A 24,206-nucleotide genomic window follows, 5' to 3' on the forward strand; every position below is an offset into this window, starting at 1 on the left:
CATGAATAGAGAAGAAGTAACATTACTTGGTTTTGAAATTGTAGCCTATGCTGGTGATGCCAGGACAAAGTTGTTAGAAGCTTTGAAGGCAGCAGAGAGGGGAGAATTTGATAGGGCAGACGGGTTCGTAAAAGAAGCAGAGAATTGTATTATTGAGGCGCATAAATCACAAACAAATTTATTGACTAAAGAAGCATCAGGTGAAGATATTGCTTATAGTGTAACAATGATGCACGGGCAGGATCACTTGATGACAACCTTGTTACTAAAAGACTTAATGCAATATCTTATTGAGTTATATAAAAGAGGAGTAAAATATGAATAAGCTAATTGAGTTTATTGAAAAAGGCAAGCCTTTTTTTGAAAAGTTATCACGTAATATTTATTTAAGGGCCATTCGAGATGGTTTCATTGCTGGAATGCCTGTTATCTTACTTTCTAGTATTTTTATCTTAATTGCCTATGTGCCAAATGCTTTTGGTTTTTATTGGCCTTCGGGCGTTGAGACTCTCTTGATGAAACCATATAATTATTCAATGGGACTCTTAGCAATGTTGGTTGCTGGAACTACGGCTAAATCATTGACTGATTCTGTTAATCGTGACATGGCAGCAACAAACCAAATTAATTACATGTCAACATTACTGGCTTCCATTGTAAGTCTATTGATTTTGGCAGCAGATCCTACAGCAGATGGTTTTGCAACTGGATTTTTAGGAACTAAAGGACTTCTGACAGCCTTTTTAGCAGCTTTTGTTACTGTGACTATCTATAAGGTTTGTGTGAAAAATAACGTTACCATTCGTATGCCTGATGAAGTACCACCTAACATTTCACAAGTTTTTAAAGATGTTATTCCATTTACTTTATCAGTAGTTTTTCTTTATGCTTTGGATATTTTAGCGCGTCATTTTGTAGGAACAGGTGTGGCAGAAGCGATAGGTCAGTTTTTTGCACCACTTTTTTCTGCAGCAGATGGTTATGTTGGTATTACTTTTATATTTGGTGCCTATGCTTTCTTCTGGTTTGTTGGTATTCATGGCCCATCAATTGTTGAACCAGCTATTGCGGCTATTACCTACGCTAATATTGATACGAATTTAGCTCTTATGAAAGCTGGGGAACACGCTGATAAAGTTTTAACTTCAGGAACACAAATGTTTATCGTTACGATGGGGGGAACAGGAGCAACTCTTGTCGTTCCATTCATGTTCATGTGGCTATGTCAATCAAAACGTAATAAGGCTATTGGACGTGCTTCAGTCGTGCCAACTTTCTTTGGGGTAAATGAGCCAATTTTATTCGGAGCTCCAATTGTTTTGAACCCTGTCTTCTTTGTGCCATTTATTTTAGCACCCATTGTTAACGTTTGGATTTTCAAATTCTTTGTTGATACACTTGGTATGAATAGTTTCACGACTAACTTACCATGGACTACTCCTGGACCTTTGGGAATCGTTCTTGGTACTAATTTTCAACTTCTTTCATTTATTTTGGCGGCTCTCCTGATTGTGATTGATGTTATAATCTATTATCCATTTGTCAAAGTTTATGACCAACAGATTCTAGAAGAAGAACGTACAGGGAAGTCTAATGATTCTCTAAAAGAAAAGGTAGTCGCAAACTTTAATACTTCTAAAGCAGATGCTATCCTTGAAAAAGCAGGAGTGGGCAGTGAAGAAACACCTGTTCACAACAATATTGTCAAAGAAACCAACGTGCTTGTCCTTTGCGCAGGTGGTGGGACTAGTGGACTTTTAGCAAATGCTCTTAATAAGGCAGCTGCTGAATATGGCGTACCTGTTAAAGCAGCCGCAGGTGGATATGGTGCTCATCGTGAAATATTACCAGAGTTTGATTTAGTTATTCTTGCACCACAGGTGGCATCTAACTATGAAGATATGAAAGTGGAGACTGATAATCTTGGGATTAGGCTTGCTAAAACTGAAGGTGCTCAGTATATTAAATTAACCCGTGATGGACAAGCCGCTTTAGCCTTTGTGCAAGAACAGTTTAACTAATTAGTTAGCAATATTTGAGATGAATGATAGTTCACCTCCTTTGACTATTATTCATCTCAAATGCTATTGATATCGAAAGGAAAGAATATGACAAAAACATTACCTAAAGATTTTATTTTTGGTGGTGCTACAGCTGCTTATCAGGCTGAAGGTGCGACTCATGTAGATGGAAAAGGTCCTGTTGCCTGGGACCAATATCTGAAAGATAATTACTGGTATACAGCTGATCCAGCTAGTGATTTCTATCATCAGTATCCTGTGGATTTGGAATTGGCAGAGCAGTTTGGTGTGAATGGCATTCGTATTTCAATTGCCTGGTCACGAATTTTTCCTAAAGGCTACGGTGAAGTTAATTCTAAAGGTGTGGCTTTTTACCATAAACTTTTTGAAGAGTGCCATAAGCACCATGTGGAACCTTTTGTAACACTTCATCATTTTGATACGCCCTTAGCTTTACACTCTAATGGTGATTTTCTTAATCGTGAAAATATAGATCATTATGTTAATTATGCTGATTTTTGTTTTGAAGAATTCTCTGAGGTTAATTACTGGACGACGTTTAATGAAATTGGTCCAATCGGAGATGGTCAGTACTTAGTGGGGAAATTTCCTCCAGGCATCCAGTATAATTTGGCAAAAGTTTTTCAGTCTCATCATAATATGATGGTTGCTCATGCACGTGTTGTTAAATTATATAAGGATAAAGGGTACTCAGGAGAAATTGGTGTTGTTCATGCTTTGCCAACTAAATACTCGTATAACCCAGAAAATCCTGAAGATGTCCGTGCCGCCGAGTTAGAAGATATACTCCATAATAAATTTATTTTGGATGCAACTTATTTAGGTGGCTACTCTGAGGAAACGATGAAGGGTGTTAATTACATTCTAAAAGTAAATGGTGGAGAATTAGATCTCCGTGAAGAAGATTTTGCCGAACTTGAAGCAGCAAAGGACTTAAATGATTTTTTAGGGATTAATTATTATATGAGTGACTGGATGCGAGCTTGTGATGGTGACACTGAAATCATTCATAATGGAAAAGGTGAGAAAGGAAGTTCTAAGTATCAGATTAAAGGGATTGGTCGTAGAGAAGCTCCGGTAAATGTTCCTAAGACAGATTGGGACTGGATTATTTATCCACAAGGATTATATGATCAGATCATGCGCGTGAAAAAAGCTTATCCAAACTATAAGAAGATTTACATCACAGAAAATGGTTTAGGGTATAAAGATGAATTTGTAGACAATACCGTTTACGATGATGCTCGCATTGATTATGTAAAAAAACATTTAGAAGTTATTTCAGATGCAATTGAAGCAGGTGCAAATGTTAAAGGATACTTTATCTGGTCATTGATGGATGTATTTTCTTGGTCTAATGGATATGAGAAACGTTATGGTCTATTCTATGTTGATTTTGAGACACAAAAGCGTTATCCAAAGAAAAGTGCTTACTGGTATAAACACCTTACTGAAACAAGAGTTATCCAATGATAATAGTTATTTTCTTATTATCCTATTGAAAAATTATGATTGTATGCTAAAAGATATTGAAAATCTACTGCTAAATGCATGAAATTATGCTACAATTAAAAAGAATACTGTCAGCTTAGGGCTGACTTTAATAGAAAGGGTAATAATGACTGACAATTCTAGTTTGAATGATGTTCAAAAAATCATTGTTCTTGATTATGGTAGCCAGTACAACCAATTGATTGCACGTCGTATCCGTGAATTTGGTGTGTTCTCAGAATTGAGAAGCCACAAAATCACAGCAGAAGAAGTGCGTGCGATTAACCCAATTGGTATCGTACTTTCAGGTGGTCCAAATTCAGTTTATGCTGACAATGCCTTTGGTATTGATGAAGAAATTTTTGAATTGGGTATTCCAATTCTTGGTATCTGCTATGGTATGCAATTGTTGACTGACAGACTTGGTGGTAAAGTTGTTCCAGCAGGTCAAACTGGTAACAGCGAATACGGTCAATCAACACTTCGCTTAAAAGCAAATTCAAAATTGTTTGCTGACACACCAGATGAACAAACCGTTTTAATGAGCCACGGTGATGCAGTTACCGAAATTCCAGCAGGTTTCCACCTCGTTGGTGATTCTGCTGATTGCCCTTACGCAGCCATTGAAAATACTGAGAAAAACATTTATGGTATCCAATTCCACCCAGAGGTTCGTCACTCAGTATATGGTAATGATATTTTACGTAACTTTGCTTTCAAGATTTGTGGAGCTAAAGGTGATTGGTCAATGGATAATTTCATTGATTTGCAAATTTCTGAAATTCGCAAAAAAGTTGGAGACCGTAAAGTTCTTTTAGGACTTTCAGGTGGTGTTGATTCATCAGTTGTTGGTGTTCTTCTTCAACGTGCTATCGGTGACCAATTGACATGTATCTTCGTTGACCATGGTCTTCTTCGTAAAGGAGAAGGGGACCAAGTTATGAATATGCTTGGTGGTAAATTCGGATTGAACATCATTCGTGTTGATGCTTCAAAACGTTTCTTAGACCTTCTTGCTGGTGTTGATGACCCAGAGAAAAAACGTAAAATCATTGGTAATGAATTTGTCAGTGTATTTGATGACGAAGCAAGCAAACTTAAAGGTGTTGACTTCTTAGCACAAGGTACTCTTTACACAGACGTTATCGAGTCTGGTACAGATACTGCTCAAACAATCAAATCACACCACAACGTTGGTGGTCTCCCAGAAGATATGCAATTTGAATTGATTGAGCCACTTAACACACTTTTCAAAGATGAAGTTCGTGCGCTTGGTACAGCTCTTGGTATGCCAGATGAAATCGTTTGGCGCCAACCATTCCCAGGACCAGGACTTGCTATCCGTGTTATGGGTGAAATCACAGCTGAACGTCTTGAAACTGTTCGTGAATCTGACGCTATCCTTCGTGAAGAAATTGCTAAAGCAGGTCTTGACCGCGACATCTGGCAATATTTCACTGTTAATACAGGTGTTCGTTCAGTTGGTGTTATGGGTGACGGACGTACTTACGATTACACAATCGCAATCCGCGCTATCACATCAATCGACGGAATGACAGCAGACTTTGCACGTATCCCATGGGATGTGCTTCAAAAAATCTCAGTCCGTATCGTAAACGAAGTTGACCATGTCAACCGCATCGTCTATGACATCACAAGTAAACCACCAGCAACAGTAGAGTGGGAGTAGTACTAGATTTTTAGCGACGAAGTCGCAATAAAAATCTTTAGTACTACCCCTGCGATAGCTGTCTCAGAACAAGGAGCAAAAAGCGACGCAGTGATGAGTTAACAGCGAACCGCTGGGAGTTTAAACGATACAACCACTTAGAACAAGATAGTCTAAGTGGTTTTTTTTATGTTTGACACAACGATTGATAAGCGAAGCGTCATCAGAGTTGATGTCAACCCCTCTGCATGTGAAAGTTGAACTTGCAATTGAAGTGAATCAAGGTTAACTTGATTCGATGGAGTAGAAAGCTGACCAGATTTGGTTAGCTTTTAGTTGTCATTTTTAGTTGTCTAATTTAGAGCGTGGTTTTCAATATATTGTATTTTCACTTTACAATGCAATTGATTGCTGTATAATTAAGGATAAAAAGACTTTGTGGAGGAATATATGAGCGAGTGGAATGCGGTATTATATGATAATAAACATGATTTTGTGGCTGAATATGGGAAAGGACTTTTAGAGTTTGTACCTAAGAATAAAAATCAACATATTTTAGATTTAGGGTGTGGAACGGGAACGCTTACCTCACAATTGGCAGATCTTGCGGATACAACGATTGGTCTTGATAGCTCTGAAAGTATGATAGAAAAGGCACGAGAGCACTACACCGACATACAGTTTGTGGTTGGTGACGCCCTTACTTTGCCGTTTGAAAAGCAATTTGATGTTGTTTTTTCAAATGCCGTTTTTCACTGGATAGCTGACCACAATACTTTGTTAAAACAGATTCATAAAGTCTTGAAACCAAATGGTTTATTGATATGTGAATTCGGAGCAAATGGTAATATTGCAACAATCGAGAATACATTTATGGCAGCTTGCCGAGATTTTGGGTATGATTACAAACCTAAGTTCAATTTTCCAACAAGTCAAGAGTTTGCAGATTTATTGGAAAAGAATAAGTTTGTGATTGAGAAAATATATGATTACGACCGACCAACGCCGTTAAAAGACAAGGAGAAAGGATTAGCCAATTGGATGCGACAATTTTTTGCATCAGATTTGGAACGAATACCTGAAAAAGCTCAGAATGAAATCATTGAAGAAGTCGATAAATTAACAAAAGAATCGCTTTGGAATGGCAAAGAATGGGTTGCTGACTATCGTAGATTGAGAGCTATCGCACATCTGTAACTTCTAATTTTTCAAAAAGCTGTTGTGATAGAAGCAGCAGCGAAAGATTTAACACCACTTAGAATTTTTCTAGGTGGTTTTTGTTTCTGGCTAACACCAACTTAACACCCAAAATCACTTTTGGTTAGCTTTTTGACATTGTCTTTTTCTATTTATTGCAAAGTTACTAAAAAGTTTGATTTCATCAGTTATGCATTAATTTTTTATCATTTTTTGGTATAATAAGTTATACAAATCATACTTTTTTGTATTTAAAGAGGGTTAATATAATGACATCAGAAGATAAAAAATATGCATGGACGGCGACTGTTGGGGAAAAAGGTCAAATTGTTATTCCAAAGCAAGCAAGGGATGTTTTCGGGATAAAATCAGGTGACACGCTCTTGATTCTGGGGGATGAGCAAAAAGGACTTGCTATACCACCCAAAGGCGCTTTTGCAGAGCTTTTTGACATGATATATGATGAAGGTGGTGATGATAAGTGAAGAAGATTGCTTGTTTTTGCATACCTGCGCATGGTCATACCAATCCCATGCTGCCAGTTATAGCTGAATTAGTAAAGCGCGGAAATATTGTGCGCTTCTATTCGTTTGATGAATTTAGTGAAAAAATCAAAGCAACAGGGGCAACATTTATCTCAGTTGACAGATTTTTACCAGAACTTTCAGAGGGAGAAATGGAGCGTCTCAAAAGTATTTCGACGACTGAGATGACAATTCAAGCTATTCGTACAACTTGTGGTATGAATGATTTTCTTGATGAGCAATTCAAGGATTTCCAGCCTGATGTGGTCTATACAGACAGTGTTTGTTTCTGGGGGAAATTAGCTGCTTGGAAATATCATGTGCCAATGGTTGTATCGACAAGTACTTTCGCTTTCAACCAAATGTCTTCGCAATACATGAAATATAGTTTGTCAGAAATGACTGATATGATTTTCGGACTTCCCAAAATTTCTAAAGAATTAAAAACGCTAAAGCCATATGGTTACCATGTCAAAAATGCTTTAGCATTGGTGCAGAGTGATAACGAGACGGATAGTGTAGTTTACACGACCGAACGCTTTCAACCTTATGCTGAGAGCTTCTCGGACCACTATCTCTTTGCTGGTCCGAGTGTTTTTTCTAAAGCAAATCCTGCTAAAGATACCAAACGCCCTCTCATCTACATTGCTATGGGGACAATTATCAATGATAGACCTGACTTGTACGAAAAATGCATTAGCGCCTTGAAAAGTTTGACTGTTGATGTCGTTATTTCTTGTGGACGGATGTTTGACCAGTCATCTCTCGGAAAATTACCAGATAATATCAGCATTTATCCCTATGTTGACCAACTTGAACTATTGTCTAAGGCGAGTGTATTCATTACGCATTGCGGTATGAATAGTGTTTCAGAGAGTTTGTACATGGCAACACCAATGGTGCTCTATCCGCAGACAGGTGAACAGCAGGCAGTTGCACGTAGGGTGACAGAAATGGGTGCAGGAATATTGCTTACTGATGATGGTGTAGATGGCATACGGACAGCAGTTGAGGAAATTTTGCGTAATAAAAATTATGTAAAAGCAGCCGAAGCATGTAGTAGTGATTTTCGTTCATCCTCTGGAGTAGTTGGAGCAGCAGAATTTATTGAAAACGCTCCCCACACAAGTGATGACGTGGATATCCTTAAGGAGCTTAATGCTGCTAATGGTAAATTTCAAATATGCTATTGGCTGATAGTGTGCGTGGTCATGTTTCTTTTTGGAATGTTTGTTAGAGATTGGACAAAGGTCTGGATAATTGGTGTTTTAGCAGGTATATTAGCCTACCCTATTGGAAATGTTAGGCAGAAAAAATACTATGATAAGCTTATTGAGAGATATAACAAATAATGCACAAGTGTCATCCGCAAATTACAGAAAATGAAACCATCTAGAAATTCTTCTAGGTGGTTTTTGTTTGTTCAAAAATCTATTTTAAGGATATGATTGATTAAAAATTGTTTCTTAAACATCAATTTTGACTGATGTTATTTGTAAATTCAAACTAAAATTTTGCATTAATGCAAAATCGAGAGTTGATTATTAGAATTTTTGAAAATTTGCTGAAAATATTCATTTTTACTTTCAAAACATCCCAAAAAGAGGTAAGATAGTAAATGTGCATTTAAGGGAAAAGGAGGTTCTATGAAAGAAAATTTAGGAAAAAGCTTTAAAATGCTACGGGAATCAAAAGGATTATCACAAAAAGAAATAGCAGGCGACATCATTTCGATTGCCCAGTTATCTCGATTTGAACGCGGAATAAGCAGCATTAACGCCGAAACTCTCTATAACTGTTTGGAAAATATGAACGTTTCTGTTGAAGAATTTCAATGTGTTTGTCGTGATTTTTTACAAAATCAGAATGCCATTTTTCAAAACGACGTTGCCAAAGCTTTTCTTGAAAAAAACACCTTAAAATTACGAGAATACTTAGCGAAATACCAACGTTTGACGACTATTGCGCCAGAACAAAAATTTTACCGTTTGAACACAATCGTTATTAAATCGGTATTGTATCGGTGTGATGACTTTGACAAAGTTGCTAAAAAAGATATTCAATTTTTGGTAGATTACTTGTTTTCTGTGGATGAATGGGGGCGCTACGAACTATGGCTATTTACCTACAGCGCTTCCTTGATGCCTAGTAATTTAGTGGAAATTTTTGCCTGTGAAATGATTAATCGAACGCAGTTTTATCAAGAAATTCCTGAAAATCGCCGTCTCGTCAATCAAATGTTATTCAACGTTATTGTTGTTTGCATTGAGAAGAATCGGCTGTCGCTCGCTTTTAAATTACTGAATTATGCGGATAATTTAAAAAGGGAGGAAACGGATTTATTCACGCGCAATGCAGTCAAATATTGCCGTGGTTATTATCTCTGTAAAAAGGGCAATTTATCTGGGCTGACAATCATGGAAAAATGCACAGAAATCATGATATTTTTGGAATGTTACACTATCGCGCAACAGATGTCAGATAGAGTAACAAAAATTAAACAGGAAAAATCACATTTGCAAAAAGAAATAACATAAGAAAAAATTGGGCTATACTTTTGAGTGTAGTCTTTTTTTTATGAAATTATTAGGAGGAATTATGGAGAAAAAGATTCATTACAAACTACACAAAGTGAAGAAACAGTGGGTAACGATTGCTGTTACTACTTTGGCATTAGTGGTAGGCTTGGGAGCTGCCACTTCAACGCAGGTCGTAACAGCTGACGAAACAAGTGCTGTTACGGTAACAAGAGGAAGTGATAGTCCAGGAGCTAGTGTTGACAGTAGCAAGACACAAGCAACGGACACAACTACAAGCAATTCTGACACAGTAACAGAAGCTAGCACTAGCACAACAGGTGAAGATACTACGATTGCTAGCGATGATTCACAAAAAGTAACAGATACTACAACTGCGCAAGGAGAACAAAAGACTACAAAAAACACAGCAGAAGAAGCGTCACAAACATCATCAACAAGCACAGATGAGACAACAACTGTTTCAGCAGAAGATGAAAAATCAACAAAAGACCCTGACACAACAACTACAACAGATGCTTCATCTGATAAAGTAAGCGATAAAACAGAAGAAACTGCTGACGCTGATAAAGAAAATAACTCTGAAACCGAAACATCTGATGATAAAACAAAAGATGCCTTGGCAGAAGAAGTTAGCCATTCAGCCGTTAGCGAAACAGGAGAATCAACTGACCAATTAAGCTTGGATAACATCAAGAAAATCGATGGCAAATATTATTATGTCCAAGCAGATGGTAGCGTGAAGAAAAACTTTGCTATTACCGTTAACGGTCAATTGCTTTACTTTGATGCGGAAACTGGTGCTTTAACTTCAACGTCAACTTATTCATTTACTGAAGGATTGACAAATCTTGTCGATAACTTTTCAAAAAATAATCAAGCTTACGATTCAACCGAAAAAAGCTTTGAATTGGTTGATGGGTATTTAACAGCCAATTCTTGGTATCGTCCGACTAAAGTTTTGGAAAATGGTGAAACTTGGGTCGATTCAACAGAAGAGTCATTCCGTCCATTGGTTATGGCATGGTGGCCTGACGTTGATACACAAATCAACTATTTGAACAGCATGTCTGAATACTTTGGATTAAATAAAAAATATTCTGCGTCAGACTCACAAGCTAGTTTGAACCTTGCTGCGGAAGCTATTCAAGTGAAAATTGAACAAGAAATTGCTCGTCGTGGAAGTACTGAATGGTTGCGTGAAGTGATTAGTTCATTTGTGACAACACAAGACAAATGGAACATGAACTCTGAGGACCGTGATACGGACCACTTGCAAGGTGGTGCTCTCCTTTACGTTAATAGCGATTTAACAGAATGGGCTAATTCAGATTATCGTTTGCTTAACCGCGCACCGACTTACCAAACTGGTGAAACCAAATATCATAAAGCTGATCGCACAGGTGGTTATGATTTCTTGCTTGCTAATGACGTTGACAACTCAAATCCTGTCGTTCAAGCGGAGCAATTAAATCAACTTTACTATCTCATGAACTGGGGGAAAATCGTCTTTGGTGATGCTGATGCCAACTTTGATGGTGTTCGTGTGGATGCCGTTGATAACGTCGATGCTGACCTTCTTCAAATTTATACTAATTTATTTGAAGCGGCTTATGGTGTTGATAAAACAGAAGCACAAGCCCTTGCTCACATTTCTATCCTAGAAGCTTGGAGCTTTAATGACCCTGATTATAACCATGATACAAATGGTGCTGCGTTAGCTATTGACAATGGGCTTCGCATGGCATTTCTTGACGCTTTGACTCGTCCATTGGATAGCCGTACAAATTTGGAATCATTGATTCATAATGACCTCGGCATGACTGACCGTACGGTAGATAGTGCTTATGGTGATACCATGCCGTCTTATGCTTTTGTTCGTGCACATGATAGTGAAGTTCAAGGCATTATTGCATCAATTATCGCTGGTCAAATCAATCCTAAGACTGACGGATTCACATTCACACTTGATGAATTGCAAAAAGCTTTTGAAATTTACAATGCTGATATGAATAGTGTTCATAAAAAATACACACATTTCAACATTCCAGCAGCTTATGCGCTTCTTTTGACAAATATGGAATCTGTGCCGCGTGTTTACTATGGTGACTTGTTTACTGATAATGGTCAATACATGGCAGTTAAATCACCATACTATGACCAAATCACAGCATTGCTTAAATCACGTATTAAATACGCTGCGGGTGGTCAAGCAATGAATGTTCAATACCCAGACGGAGCTTGTGCAGGCATTTTGACATCTGTTCGTTTTGGTTATGGTATTATGACAGCTGACCAAAAAGCAACTGACGATTCTGTGACAACTTCAGGTATTGTGACAATTGTGTCTAACAATCCAAATCTGAAATTAAACAGTTCTGATAAAATTGCTGTCCAAGTTGGTCTTGCTCATGCTGGTCAATATTATCGTCCATTGCTCTCTCCAACAGAAAATGGTTTGCAAGTTTTCCTTAACGATTCTGATACTGACATCACAAAACTTGTTGATGAAAATGGTTATATTTATTTCACAGGTGATGAAATCAAAGGTTTTGAAACCGTTGATATGAACGGTTTCCTTACAGTTTGGGTACCAGTTGGTGCAGCTGCTGACCAAGACATTCGTGTCAAAGCAAGCACAGAAGCTAAAAAAGACGGTGAATTGACTTACGAAACAAGTGCTGCGCTTGATTCACAAGTTATCTTTGAAGGTTTCTCAAACTTCCAAGATTTTGTTCAAGACCCTTCACAATACACTAACAAAGTCATTGCTGAAAATGCTGATTTGTTTGCTTCATGGGGAATCACATCATTTGAATTGGCACCACAATACGTGTCATCAACCGATGGAACTTTCCTTGATTCAATCATTCAAAACGGTTATGCTTTCACAGACCGTTATGACTTGGCAATGAGCAAAAACAATAAATACGGTTCAGCAGAAGATTTACGAAATGCTATCAAAGCGCTCCACGCGCGTGGTATCCAAGTCATTGCTGACTGGGTTCCAGACCAAATTTACGCTCTTCCAGGTGAAGAAATCGTCACAGCAACACGTGTTAACGATTACGGTGAAGAACGCGAAGGCGCTCAAATCAAAAACAAACCTTACGCCGCAAACACTAAAAGTAGCGGTGAGGACTATCAAGCACAATACGGTGGTGAATTCTTAGAATACCTTCAAGAAAACTACCCAGAATTGTTTGAAAAAGTCATGATTTCGACTGGTAAAACAATTGACCCATCAACTAAGATTAAAGTTTGGAAAGCCGAGTACTTCAACGGTACCAATATTCTTGGCAAAGGTGCTGATTATGTCTTGAATGACGCTGCAACAGGAACATATTTCACCGTGACTGAAAATGGTGCATTCTTACCAAAACAAATGACATCAGATACAGCGCAAACTGGTTTCTATTATGACGGTACTGGTATGACTTACTACTCAACAAGTGGTTACCAAGCCAAATCTTCATTTGTTCTATACAATGGCAACCGTTATTACTTTGATGAAAATGGTCATATGGTGACAGGTATGCGTGACATTGACGGTCAAACTTATTATTTCTTGCCAAATGGTATCGAACTTCGTGATGCTATCTATGAAGATGCTAATGGTAATCAATATTACTTTGGTAAGTCTGGTAACCGTTATGCTGGTCATTATTATGCTTTTGAGACAACATCAACAGTAGATGGCGTGACTAAAACGACAACAAACTGGCGTTACTTTGATGAAAATGGTGTCATGGCGCGTGGTCTTGTTAAGATTGGCAACGATTATCAATATTATGATGACAATGGTAACCAAATTAAAGGTCAACTCGTTACCGATAAAGACGGTAACACACGTTATTTCAAAGCTGATTCAGGAGCTATGGTGACTGGTGAATTTGCCCTTGTTAACGGTGGTTGGTATTATTTCGATGAAGATGGTGTGGCTGTTAAAGGTGCTCAAACGATCAACGGACAACAACTCTACTTTGATGAAAATGGTGTTCAAGCTAAAGGTGTCTTTGTGACAAATGAGGACGGCACACGCAGTTATTACGATGCCAAATCAGGTGAAAAATTTGTCGGTGATTTCTTCACAACAGGTGATAATCATTGGTATTATGCTGACGAAAATGGTAATTTGGCAACTGGTTCGCAAGTTATTCGCGGTCAAAAACTCTACTTTGCAGCAGACGGATTACAAGCCAAAGGTATCTTCGCCACAGACGCTGAAGGAAATCGTCATTTTTACGACCCAGATTCAGGTGACCTTGCTGAAAATAAATTTATCGCTGATGGCGACGACTGGTACTATTTCGATGAAACTGGTCATGTCGTAACGGGTGAGCAAGTCATCAACGGACAACAACTCTACTTTGACGAAAATGGTGTTCAAGCTAAGGGTGTCTTTGTCACAGACGACAACGGCAACAAACGTTACTATGACGCACAGACTGGCGAAATGGTCGTTAACCAAACTCTCACAGTTGACGGCGTTGAATACACATTTGGTGCAGACGGTGTGGCTGTTGTAAACGCACAAGATTCTGATGAGCAAAGTGAAAGTACAGATGAGACACAAGTGACATCTGACGATGCAACTGTTGCCGAAACAGAAACTAGCTCTGCTGAGTAAACAAACGTAATATCATCATATCGCTAAATTAACGTTTATATCCTACATACTTATAGAAAAAAGCTGCTAAGCCTATTAAATAGGGCTTGGTGGCTTTTTTGTTATACCAATTTTATGGCCTAATTGACTAAAAAATGCCTAAAATTAGAAATTTAATTTTTGTAAAAATCTCTTGGATTCATTATTAGTTTGATATATCAATATATTATTGCTGTAACATTAGGTTGCTAAAATAAGTGACGAAGTAGTGAAGAGTGTAACGATTGTTTTAAGATTTCATGCTTCCTTCTTTTAGGGGAAATAAGTAGATATTACATATATGCAATTTTGGGAAATAAAGGGGGAATATGAAAAAAACATTAGGTAAAACATTTAAAATGATTAGGGAGTCAAAGGGATTATCGCAAAAAGAAGTCGCTGAAGGGGTCGTTTCTGTCGCTCAATTATCAAGATTTGAACGTGGAATTAGCGACGTTACAGCAGATGTTCTCTATATCTGTTTGCAAAATATGAATGTCACTATGGACGAGTTTCAAAGCGTTTATCACAACTTTGTCCAACCACAAAATACCTTTCTTCAAAACGAGATTTCTGAAGCATACCTTGAAAAGAATATTTTAAAATTGGAAAAGATTTTAGAAAATTGTAAAAAATTAGAAGAAAGGTTTTCAAATTATAAACTTTATAAACTAAATACGCTGGTCGTTAAAGCCGTTCTAAGCCAATGCACCAAGCAAGAAAAGATAAATAAAAAGGAGATTCAGTATCTGGTTGATTACCTTTTTTCAGTTGAAGAATGGGGGCGTTATGAACTCTGGTTATTTACTAATAGTGCCTCTGTAATGACAGTCCATTTATTAGAAACATTTGCGGGAGAAATGGTGAAGCGCACGCAATTTTACCAAGAAATTCCTGAAAATCGTAAGCTCATCATTCAGATGTTGCTTAGTGTTATCAGCGTTTGTATTGAAAAGGAACACTTTTCAGTGGCACTCAAACTTTTAAACTATGCTGACCGATTAAAGAAGCCTGAAATAGACTTTTTTGAAAACGCTGTTATTAGATATTATAGAGGTTATTATCTATTTAAAATGGGAAATTCAGACGGTTTAGCAACCATGGAAAAATGCACAGAAATCATGATGTTTTTGGATTGTTATAATGTCGCTCAGCAAATGCAGGACACCATTGCAAAATTGAAAAGCAACTAGTCATATATGTAAAAAAATAAAACGCAATTTTAAATCTAGATTACACTTTAGGTGTAGTCTTTTTGTTTATGAGCTATTTAGGAGGGAACTATATGGAAAAAAAGGTTCATTATAAACTACACAAGGTTAAGAAACAGTGGGTAGCAATTGCCGTTACGAGCTTGGCATTGGTAGGCTTGGGAGTAAGTGTCCCTACTCAATCTGTTTCTGCCGATACGACAGACACCACAACGTTAGTTTCTGATGATTCAGGAGCGGATACAGCAGTTGATAGTAGCACATCACAATCACAAGATGTAACCGTTGCTGATACGCAAGATACTTCAACGGTGGCTGACGATAGCACAACTACTGATTCGACTGTTTCAACAGATGATTCGCAAGATGTTACTGATGTTGTTACTGGTGACGCTGACCAACAGACTACTACGAGCGCAGCAGTACAAGCTTCTCAAGTCACATCAACAGATACAGATGCTACGACAACAGACGAGGCGACTGTTAATCAGACAGCAGATGATTCTGATGATACAACAACGGATACAGTAGACACAACGACAGCAGTAACAGCTGACTTAGCAGGGGAAGTTAGTCGTTCAGCTGTTACCGAAACTGGAGCGGATGCCGATCAGTTGAGCTTGGATAATATTCAAGAAATTGATGGCAAATATTATTACATTGACGAAGATGGCAATGTTAAGAAAAACTTCGCGATTACCGTTGATGGACAATTACTCTATTTTGATGCGGAGACAGGTGCTCTGACCTCAACATCAACTTACTCATTTTCGGAAGGACTAACGAATTTAGTTGACAATTTTAGCATTAACAATCAAAGTTATGATTCAACCGAAGAAAGCTTTGAATTGATTGATGGGTATTTGACAGCTAATACTTGGTATCGTCCTACTAAGATTTTAGAAAATGGTGAGACTTGGGTTGATTCGACAGAAACTGATTTCCGTCCATTGTTAATGGCTTGGTGGCCAGATGTCGATACGCAAATCGATTATCTGAACTATATGTCTGATTATTTTGATTTGGGAACAACCTATTCAGCAGACGATTCTCAAGCCAGCCTAAATTTGGCAGCAGAAGCTGTACAAGTGAAAATTGAACAAGAAATCACACGTCAAGAAAACACCGCTTGGTTGCGTGAAATTATTAGTTCATTTGTGACGACACAAGACAAATGGAATATCAATACTGAAAATGAGGGAACTGACCATTTGCAAGGTGGAGCGCTTTTATATGTTAATAGCGATTTGACGCCATGGGCTAATTCAGATTATCGATTGCTTAACCGCACACCAACTTATCAAACAGGTGAGACAAATTACTTCAAAGCCGACCGTACGGGTGGTTATGAATTCCTTCTTGCCAATGACGTTGATAATTCAAATCCAGTTGTTCAAGCAGAGCAATTGAATCAGCTTTACTATCTCATGAATTGGGGAAGTATTGTCTTTGGTGATGACGATGCTAACTTTGACGGTGTTCGTGTGGATGCTGTTGATAATGTGAATGCTGACCTTCTTCAAATTTACACTAATTTGTTTGAAGCAGCTTACGGTGTTAACGAGTCAGAAGCGCAGGCTCTTGCTCATATTTCTATCTTAGAAGCTTGGAGTTATAATGATCCAGACTATAACCATGATACGAATGGTGCAGCGTTAGCTATTGATAACGGACTTCGTTTGTCATTCCTTTATTCATTGACACGTCCGACAGCTGAGCGTTCTGGCTTAGAACCACTTATCACGTCAGAAATTGGCTTGACTGACCGTAGCGAAGATAGTGCTTACGGCGATACCATGCCATCTTATGTCTTTGTTCGTGCACATGATAGTGAAGTGCAAACCATCATCGCATCAATTATCGCTGAACAAATTAATCCTGAAACAGACGGTTACACATTCACTTTAGATGAATTGAATCAAGCTTTTGAAATTTATAATGCTGACATGAATAGCGTTGATAAGGAATACACACACTATAACATTCCTGCGGCTTATTCACTTCTTTTGACAAATATGGAATCGGTGCCACGTGTTTACTATGGTGACCTTTATACGGATAATGGTCAATACATGGCAACAAAATCACCATATTATGACCAAATCACGACCTTGCTACAAGCACGGATCAGATATGCTGCTGGTGGGCAATCAATGGCGGTTAATTATTACACGCCAGCTTCAAGCATGTCAACTGATAATGCTGATTCCGTTTTGAATGAAACAGGTGTTCTGACCTCTGTTCGCTATGGTTATGGTATTATGACAGCTGACCAAGAAGCAACAGATGATTCTGTTTTGACCTCAGGTATTGTGACGATTATTTCTAACAATCCAAATCTTCAATTGGACGATTCCGAAGTGATTGCTGTTCAAGTCGGTGTTGCCCATGCTGGTCAATACTATCGCCCATTGCTTTACCCAACTGCTGACGGTTTGCAATCTTATCTCAACGATTCTGATACTGACATCACGAAACTCGTTGATGACAATGGTTATATTTACTTCACAGCAGATGAAATCAAAGGTTATGAAACCGTTGATATGAATGGTTACCTTTCTGTTTGGGTTCCAGTTGGGGCAGATGAAAATCAAGATATTCGTGTATCAGCTGACACATCAGCTTATGCAGAAGGTGAATTGACTTATCAAGCAACCGCTGCGCTTGATTCTCAAGTAATCTACGAAGGCTTCTCAAACTTCCAAGATTTTGTTACAGACGATTCGGAATACACAAATAAGCTTATTGCTGAAAATGTTGACCTCTTTACGTCTTGGGGTATTACCTCATTTGAAATGGCACCACAATACGTGTCAACTGATGACGGTACATTCCTTGACTCAATCATTCAAAACGGCTATGCCTTTGATGACCGCTATGACCTAGCAATGAGTCAAAACAATAAATACGGTTCATCAGAAGATTTACGAAATGCGATTAAGGCGCTTCATGCGGCAGGTATTCAAGTCATTGCTGACTGGGTTCCAGACCAAATTTACTCACTTCCAGGTGAAGAAGTTGTCACAGCAACTCGTGTGAATGATTATGGTGAAGAAACAGAAGGTGCTTACATTAACAACACTCTTTATGTCGCTAACAGCAAGAGTAGTGGTGAAGATTATCAAGCACAATACGGTGGTGAATTCTTGGATTATCTTCAAGAAACCTATCCAGAAATGTTTGAAGTAGCAATGATTTCAACTGGCGAACCAATTGACCCTTCAACTAAGATTAAGACTTGGAAAGCCGAATACTTCAACGGTACTAATATTCTTGGTAAGGGGGCAGGTTATGTGCTTAGCGATGCGGCGACGGGTACTTATTTCACCGTGACTGAAAACGGCACTTTCCTTCCAAAACAGTTGACAACGGATTCAGCTATCACAGGATTCTATTATGACGGTACTGGCATGAGTTACTTCTCAACGAGTGGTTATCGTGCGAAAGCTTCATTTATCGTTTACAACGGTTACTATTATTACTTTGATGACAATGGCTACATGGTGACTGGAACCGTTGAAATTAATGGTAAAACCTATTACTTCCTACCAAATGGTATTCAACTACGTGATGCGATTTACGAAGATGAAAATGGCAATCAATATTACTTTGGACCACTTGGCAACCAATACTTCAATAATTATTATTCATTTGATGTTGAAGAAGTCGTAGATGGTGTGACAACAACTGTCACAAAATGGCGTCATTTTGATGAAAATGGTGTCATGGCGCGTGGTCTTGTTGAAATTGACGGTGTTTATCAATATTATGATGAAAATGGTTATCAAGTCAAAGGCGAATTGATTACAGACGCAGACGGCAACCTTCGTTACTTCAAAGAAGATTCAGGTGAAATGGTCGTATCTGATTTTGTGAAAATCGGTGACAATGACTGGTACTATTTCGATGAAAATGGTATTGCTGTTACAGGTGCCCAAACCATTGCTGGACAAAATCTCTACTTTGACGATAATGGTGTTCAAGCTAAAGGTGTCTTTGTGACTAATGCAGATGGCACTCGTAGTTACTATGACGCTGATTCAGGTGAAAAAATCGTTGCTGATTTCTTCACAACGGGTGATAATGACTGGTATTACGCAGACGAAAACGGCAATTTAGTTACAGGTTCTCAAACCATTAACGGACAAAACCTTTACTTTGCTGAGGACGGACTACAAGCCAAAGGCGTCTTTGTCACAGATACAGCAGGAAATATCCATTATTATGATGCCAATTCAGGAGAACTTGCAGTCAATACATTCATTGGTGACGGTGATGATTGGTACTATTTCGATGAAAATGGCATTGCCGTAACTGGTGCCCAAGTCATTGACGGACAAAATCTCTATTTCAACGCAGATGGTTCACAAGTGAAAGGTGACGTCGTTAGAATTAACGGCTTACGTTATTACTATGACGCTAATTCTGGTGAACAAGTACGTAACCAATGGGTAACCTTGCCAGACGGCACAGTCGTGTTCTTCAATGCGCGTGGTTACACATGGGGATAACATGATTTACTAAATTTACTAATAGTTCCTTAAAAATAGTCCATTTTCAATGGGTTGCAAAACTGGTTAATCTGGTGGTTGTGACATATTTTTAGACACTATGTATGAAAAAGAACCACCAAATCAACCGTTTAATGGTCTGGTTTGGTGGTTTTTGCTTTTTTAGGAGGATTTGATATGTTTAAAAAGTCTAAGGAAACATTTTACATTCGGAAATTGACCATTGGCGTGGTTTCAGTAGCTGTTGCAGGTTTATTAGTGATAAACAATGCTCAAGTCAATGCTGATGAGACAACAACTGACACGGTAGAGCAAGTAGCGACTGATACAGAGCTGACAGAATCTGATTTGATACAAGCTCAAGCCGACCAAGACCAAGCTATCACAGAAGCGCAAGCGGCAGGTGTTGAGGTAACAATAGAAGACATGGTGACCACATCTGATTTATCTGAAGCTGTTACCAATACCATTGCTGATACAGAAGCTATCCAAGACGCTACCGCTCAACAAGAACAAAATAATGCTGACTATGCTGTTGCCATTGAAAATTATAATCAAGAAGTTGCTGACAATCAAGCCGCTTATGAAGCAGCAGTAGCCGATTACGAAGCTAAAACGACTGAGGACGGCTATTTAAGCGAAGCAGCAGGACAATCTCTTATCTTCGAATCAGGCTCAGAACCCAATACCATTGCAGAAGTTGATAACAATGCCACAGCAGTTGACCAAGCAACCGCACTCGCATGGGTAGAAGCTAATGCCGTCGAGGACAAAGACATCATTGCAAATGATATTATCAGCAATCCAAATTACATTAGTAGTGGCAGTTATTATTTCCTACAACAAGGAATTCCAACAGTAGTTACTTATAACAATCTTGAAAATACCTATTTCAATACAACAAAAGTTGCTAGTGTGGTATATACTTACACCCTAGAAAGCCAAGAATCTGGCGACCAAGTCTTGGTAAAATTCTTCAACGATCCAACAAACACCATTGATGTTATCAGCTTGAATCAAACAACGCAGATTGGCATGGACGTGCAATTTTTAGATGAAAATGGCGAAGCTATTGACGTCTCTGGAGCTCTACTCTCGTTTGCCTCTCTTAATTCAGGTGCAGTTTATGATGACGAAAGTGAGTCTTATGTTTTAAATTCTGATGAATATGTGACGAATTTTGATGGTGATTATATTGCTATCAATGGGGCTTCTGTAAGTTACAATGCTAGTGAAAATCGAGCTTACGCCGCTACCAGCAACGAATCCCTTGAACAAGGTAGCCGATTTGAGCAGAATGAATGGGATGGTACGGAGTTATCATGGTATGGTGCCATTGTCGGCGTGGTTGGAGATGACGGTGAGATTCATTTTTCATTCGGTTCCAACAACCGTTCAACGCAATGGTTTGCTTTCAATTCAAGCGTTAAGGCGTACAGCGTTCCCGTTCTAGAAACGGTTGAAGAACCAACTTTGCAAGTTGTTAGTGTCAGCTATACTCCATATCAATATCAAGCTCCGACAAGTTCTTTAGATGATATTATCGTATCAGAAGAAAGTTTGGATGACCCAGAAACAACCGTTTTAAATCCGACTACGGATGATATTTCTGCTGATGTCGATGATGAGATTAATACTGACGACGAAGTAACTGCAGGTGATACGGCAGTTATCGTTCCGAGACAAGAAGCGATTGACAATGCCCTTGATCCAGTTAGCTCGGTCACGGTTTCTGATGCCTACATCGCTGATACATTGCCAAAAACAGGAACGGAAAAACAATCACTCCTTGCCATTCTTCTCGGGACTTTATTGACAATGTCAGGTCTTATCGACATTCGTAAAAAAGTGGATAAATGACTTAGAACGTTTATGGTTTAACTGTCTAAAAAATTTGTGCAAATAGTCCATTGCATAAATGCAAACGATTGCTCTATAATGACATTAATATGGATTATGGAGACAATAAGATGACAAAAACAGAGCACTTTTTTAGAGATTCGATGAAGATTGCAATCCCAGTAGCTTTGCAGGCTATGCTGCAATCTTCTTTTTCCATGATAGACCAATTAATGGTAGGTCAGCTTGGCAAAACAGCCATTGCAGCCGTAGAAGTAGGCGGTAAGCCAGAATTCGTCTTTGCCTTTGTTAGCGGAGCTATTGCCACCGTGACAGGCATCATGGTTTCTCAGTATATGGGAAAAAATGACCAAAAGAAAATCAACACCAGTATGTCTGTTAATCTTCTGGTGATGATGATTTTAGCTGTTTTCACGATGAGTGTCTGCTTTTTCTTGCCGCACATGATTTCAGGGATATTTACCAAAGACACGACCGTGATTGCTAATGCCGCAGACTATATCAAAATCTTAGCCTTGGTTTATCCCTTGTCTGGGATTTCTTCAATCCTAGCGGTGCAAATGAGATGTCATAATCATGCCGAATATCCGCTTTATATTAGTGCCGTGGCAGCAGTTGTCAATACCGCTTTGAATTATCTCTTGATTTTCGGACATTTTGGTTTTGCGCCAATGGGAGTTAAAGGGGCAGCCGTAGCAAGTTTGATGTCACAAATCGTCAATCTTCTCTTAATGATTTATTACTACCGTAAAATCTGTTCTTTCGCAGTTGATTTACATATGGACAGCGTTGAAATTCGGCAATACGCTGTTATGCTTTTACCAATTGTTATCAATGAATTCCTCTGGACAATGGGACAAAATGTGAATACCTACATTTACGGGCATATGGGAACTAGTGAATTAGCAGGAATGTCATTGACAGGACCAATTCAAGGGCTATTTATCGGAGCTTTATCAGGACTTTCTCAAGCGGCAGGTATCCTTATCGGACGACGCCTTGGAAAACGTGATTACGACAAAGCCTACGAAGAATCCAAACAGCTGTGCCTCTACGGTTTGGTGGGCTCTTTGATATTATCGATTACCCTTATTGCCACCAAAGGCTTGTATATCGGACTTTACAATGTCGAAGCAGATGTTAGTCAAGTTGGCTCACAACTACTGGTAGCCTTTGCCATTCTAGCCCCAATCAAAGTGCAAAATATGATTTTAGGTGGTGGCATTATCCGAAGTGGCGGTAGAACCAAATACATCATGATTATCGACATACTAGGCACTTGGCTTATCGGCGTCCCCATCGGACTCCTCACAGGACTCGCCTTAAAACTACCAATCGTATGGGTCTATTTCCTCCTATCACAAGAAGAACTCTTCAGACTAATTATCTCTATCATCATGTTCCGCAGCAAAAAATGGATGAATACTATAAGATAAGGTGAGGTGAGGGGGGAAAAACGTAGCATGAATTGAAACAAAAAACATTCTTTTATGGTATAATAGTGTTGTAAGTGTGTTTATGTTTTATGATGAAATTAAGAATAATCTAACGCAAGGGGGCATATGATGAATTTAGAAGATAAATATCTACAATATGCCAAAGAAAATAAAGAGGAATTTATTAAAAAAATAACTCATGGAAAATTTCCGAGCGACGAAAGGGATGCTGTTTTTATGGCAGGAAGCCCAGGCGCTGGAAAAACGGAAATTGTTACAGAGTTAATTAAAAACTATGATAATTTAGTTGTTATTGATGCTGACTGTTTTAGAGAGATGTTTGCTGACTATAATGGACAAAATTCGAGTTTATTTCAAAAAGCTTCGTCTTGGTTAGTTGAACAAGCTTTTCAGTTTGCTGTTAAAAATGGTTATTCATTTATTATGGATGCTACATTTGCTGTTCCGAGTGCAGAAAAGAAAATTGTTAAAGTTTTAAAGAAGAATTACCAAGTGTTGATTTTTTATGTTTATCAAGAACCTGAAATTGCTTGGAAGTTCACAAAAGCTAGAGAAATTGCAGAAGGTCGCCTAGTTCCAAGACTAACTTTTATTAACGCTTTTTTCAAAGCTAGAGAAAATGTAAAAAAAGTAAAAGAACGACATTCTGAGGTTATTTTGCATATCATTATTAAAGACTATCAAAATAATATTTCTGAAATCCATTATGACACTGATAACTTAGAACTCATTATCCCACAAAGATATAAACTGGAAGAATTGGAGAAAATACTAAATGACTGAACAAGAGCAAGTAAAACAAATCGTTGAGAAATATAATAAAAGCCTTTCGAACTTATCAAATAATGCAAGTGCAAAAGAATTTAAAACTGTCATGAAATACATCGCCGACCAAGCTAATAAACGCCAACGTCAATTGGTTGGATTGGAAGATTGAATAGAATATGAGGAATAAACACCCTTCCTATTTAGTTTTATATAAGGAAGGGTGTTTTTGGTTGAATAATCAAAAATGTATCAATAATATGGTATTATATTGGTATATAATTTATAAATCAA

The 24,206-nt window shown here is 38.2% G+C and carries 15 protein-coding genes; all 15 read left to right on the plus strand.

What is annotated here, in order from left to right:
- Position 1 precedes the first annotated feature (1 nt).
- The 15 genes from BTR42_RS05855 (at position 2) to BTR42_RS12665 (ending at position 24,084) form a co-directional block, all read left to right on the plus strand.
- Positions 2–325 carry a PTS lactose/cellobiose transporter subunit IIA gene (locus BTR42_RS05855; protein ID WP_077496800.1) on the plus strand — a complete coding sequence of 108 codons (324 nt, stop codon included), beginning with the start codon at positions 2–4 and terminating at the stop codon, positions 323–325.
- Complete coding sequence (locus tag BTR42_RS05860; RefSeq protein ID WP_077496802.1) at positions 318–2,021, plus strand: lactose-specific PTS transporter subunit EIIC; 1,704 nt, start codon at positions 318–320, stop codon at positions 2,019–2,021. Before BTR42_RS05855 ends, BTR42_RS05860 begins: the two co-directional genes overlap by 8 nt.
- 87 nt (positions 2,022–2,108) lie before the next feature.
- Positions 2,109–3,515 carry a 6-phospho-beta-galactosidase gene (gene lacG / locus BTR42_RS05865; protein WP_077496804.1) on the plus strand — a complete coding sequence of 469 codons (1,407 nt, stop codon included), beginning with the start codon at positions 2,109–2,111 and terminating at the stop codon, positions 3,513–3,515.
- 145 nt (positions 3,516–3,660) lie between these two features.
- Positions 3,661–5,223, plus strand: a complete 1,563-nt coding sequence (gene guaA, locus BTR42_RS05870; protein WP_012961946.1) for a glutamine-hydrolyzing GMP synthase — start codon at positions 3,661–3,663, stop codon at positions 5,221–5,223.
- Positions 5,224–5,652: 429 nt separating this feature from the next.
- Positions 5,653–6,399 (plus strand): class I SAM-dependent methyltransferase, encoded by a 747-nt coding sequence (locus BTR42_RS05875; protein WP_077496806.1) that lies wholly within the window; start codon positions 5,653–5,655, stop codon positions 6,397–6,399.
- 269 nt (positions 6,400–6,668) lie between these two features.
- The gene (locus tag BTR42_RS05880; RefSeq protein ID WP_013643094.1) at positions 6,669–6,884 is read left to right on the plus strand and encodes an AbrB/MazE/SpoVT family DNA-binding domain-containing protein; all 216 of its coding nucleotides are present in this window, start codon (positions 6,669–6,671) and stop codon (positions 6,882–6,884) included.
- Entirely contained in the window at positions 6,881–8,275 is a 1,395-nt protein-coding gene (locus BTR42_RS05885) for a macrolide family glycosyltransferase (RefSeq protein ID WP_077496808.1), read from the plus strand. The genes BTR42_RS05880 and BTR42_RS05885 overlap by 4 nt, the downstream gene beginning before the upstream one ends.
- Positions 8,276–8,569: 294 nt before the next feature.
- Positions 8,570–9,460, plus strand: a complete 891-nt coding sequence (locus BTR42_RS05890; RefSeq protein ID WP_012961950.1) for a helix-turn-helix domain-containing protein — start codon at positions 8,570–8,572, stop codon at positions 9,458–9,460.
- Positions 9,461–9,521: 61 nt separating this feature from the next.
- The gene (locus tag BTR42_RS05895) at positions 9,522–14,090 is read left to right on the plus strand and encodes a glycoside hydrolase family 70 protein (protein ID WP_077496810.1); all 4,569 of its coding nucleotides are present in this window, start codon (positions 9,522–9,524) and stop codon (positions 14,088–14,090) included.
- A 347-nt stretch (positions 14,091–14,437) separates the two neighbouring features.
- The gene (locus BTR42_RS05900; RefSeq protein ID WP_077496812.1) at positions 14,438–15,301 is read left to right on the plus strand and encodes a helix-turn-helix domain-containing protein; all 864 of its coding nucleotides are present in this window, start codon (positions 14,438–14,440) and stop codon (positions 15,299–15,301) included.
- A 92-nt stretch (positions 15,302–15,393) separates the two neighbouring features.
- Entirely contained in the window at positions 15,394–19,830 is a 4,437-nt protein-coding gene (locus BTR42_RS05905; RefSeq protein WP_077496814.1) for a glycoside hydrolase family 70 protein, read from the plus strand.
- Between the two features lie 177 nt (positions 19,831–20,007).
- Positions 20,008–21,690 carry a GbpC/Spa domain-containing protein gene (locus BTR42_RS05910; RefSeq protein ID WP_077496816.1) on the plus strand — a complete coding sequence of 561 codons (1,683 nt, stop codon included), beginning with the start codon at positions 20,008–20,010 and terminating at the stop codon, positions 21,688–21,690.
- A gap of 110 nt (positions 21,691–21,800) precedes the next feature.
- Entirely contained in the window at positions 21,801–23,126 is a 1,326-nt protein-coding gene (locus tag BTR42_RS05915; RefSeq protein ID WP_013643100.1) for an MATE family efflux transporter, read from the plus strand.
- 129 nt (positions 23,127–23,255) lie between these two features.
- A complete protein-coding gene (locus BTR42_RS05920) occupies positions 23,256–23,930 on the plus strand; it encodes a zeta toxin family protein (protein WP_014620134.1) in 675 nt (224 codons plus the stop codon).
- Entirely contained in the window at positions 23,923–24,084 is a 162-nt protein-coding gene (locus tag BTR42_RS12665) for a hypothetical protein (protein WP_014620135.1), read from the plus strand. Before BTR42_RS05920 ends, BTR42_RS12665 begins: the two co-directional genes overlap by 8 nt.
- The last annotated feature ends 122 nt before the right edge of the window (positions 24,085–24,206 follow it).

The organism is Streptococcus gallolyticus subsp. gallolyticus DSM 16831, from assembly GCF_002000985.1.
Taxonomy (GTDB): domain Bacteria; phylum Bacillota; class Bacilli; order Lactobacillales; family Streptococcaceae; genus Streptococcus; species Streptococcus gallolyticus.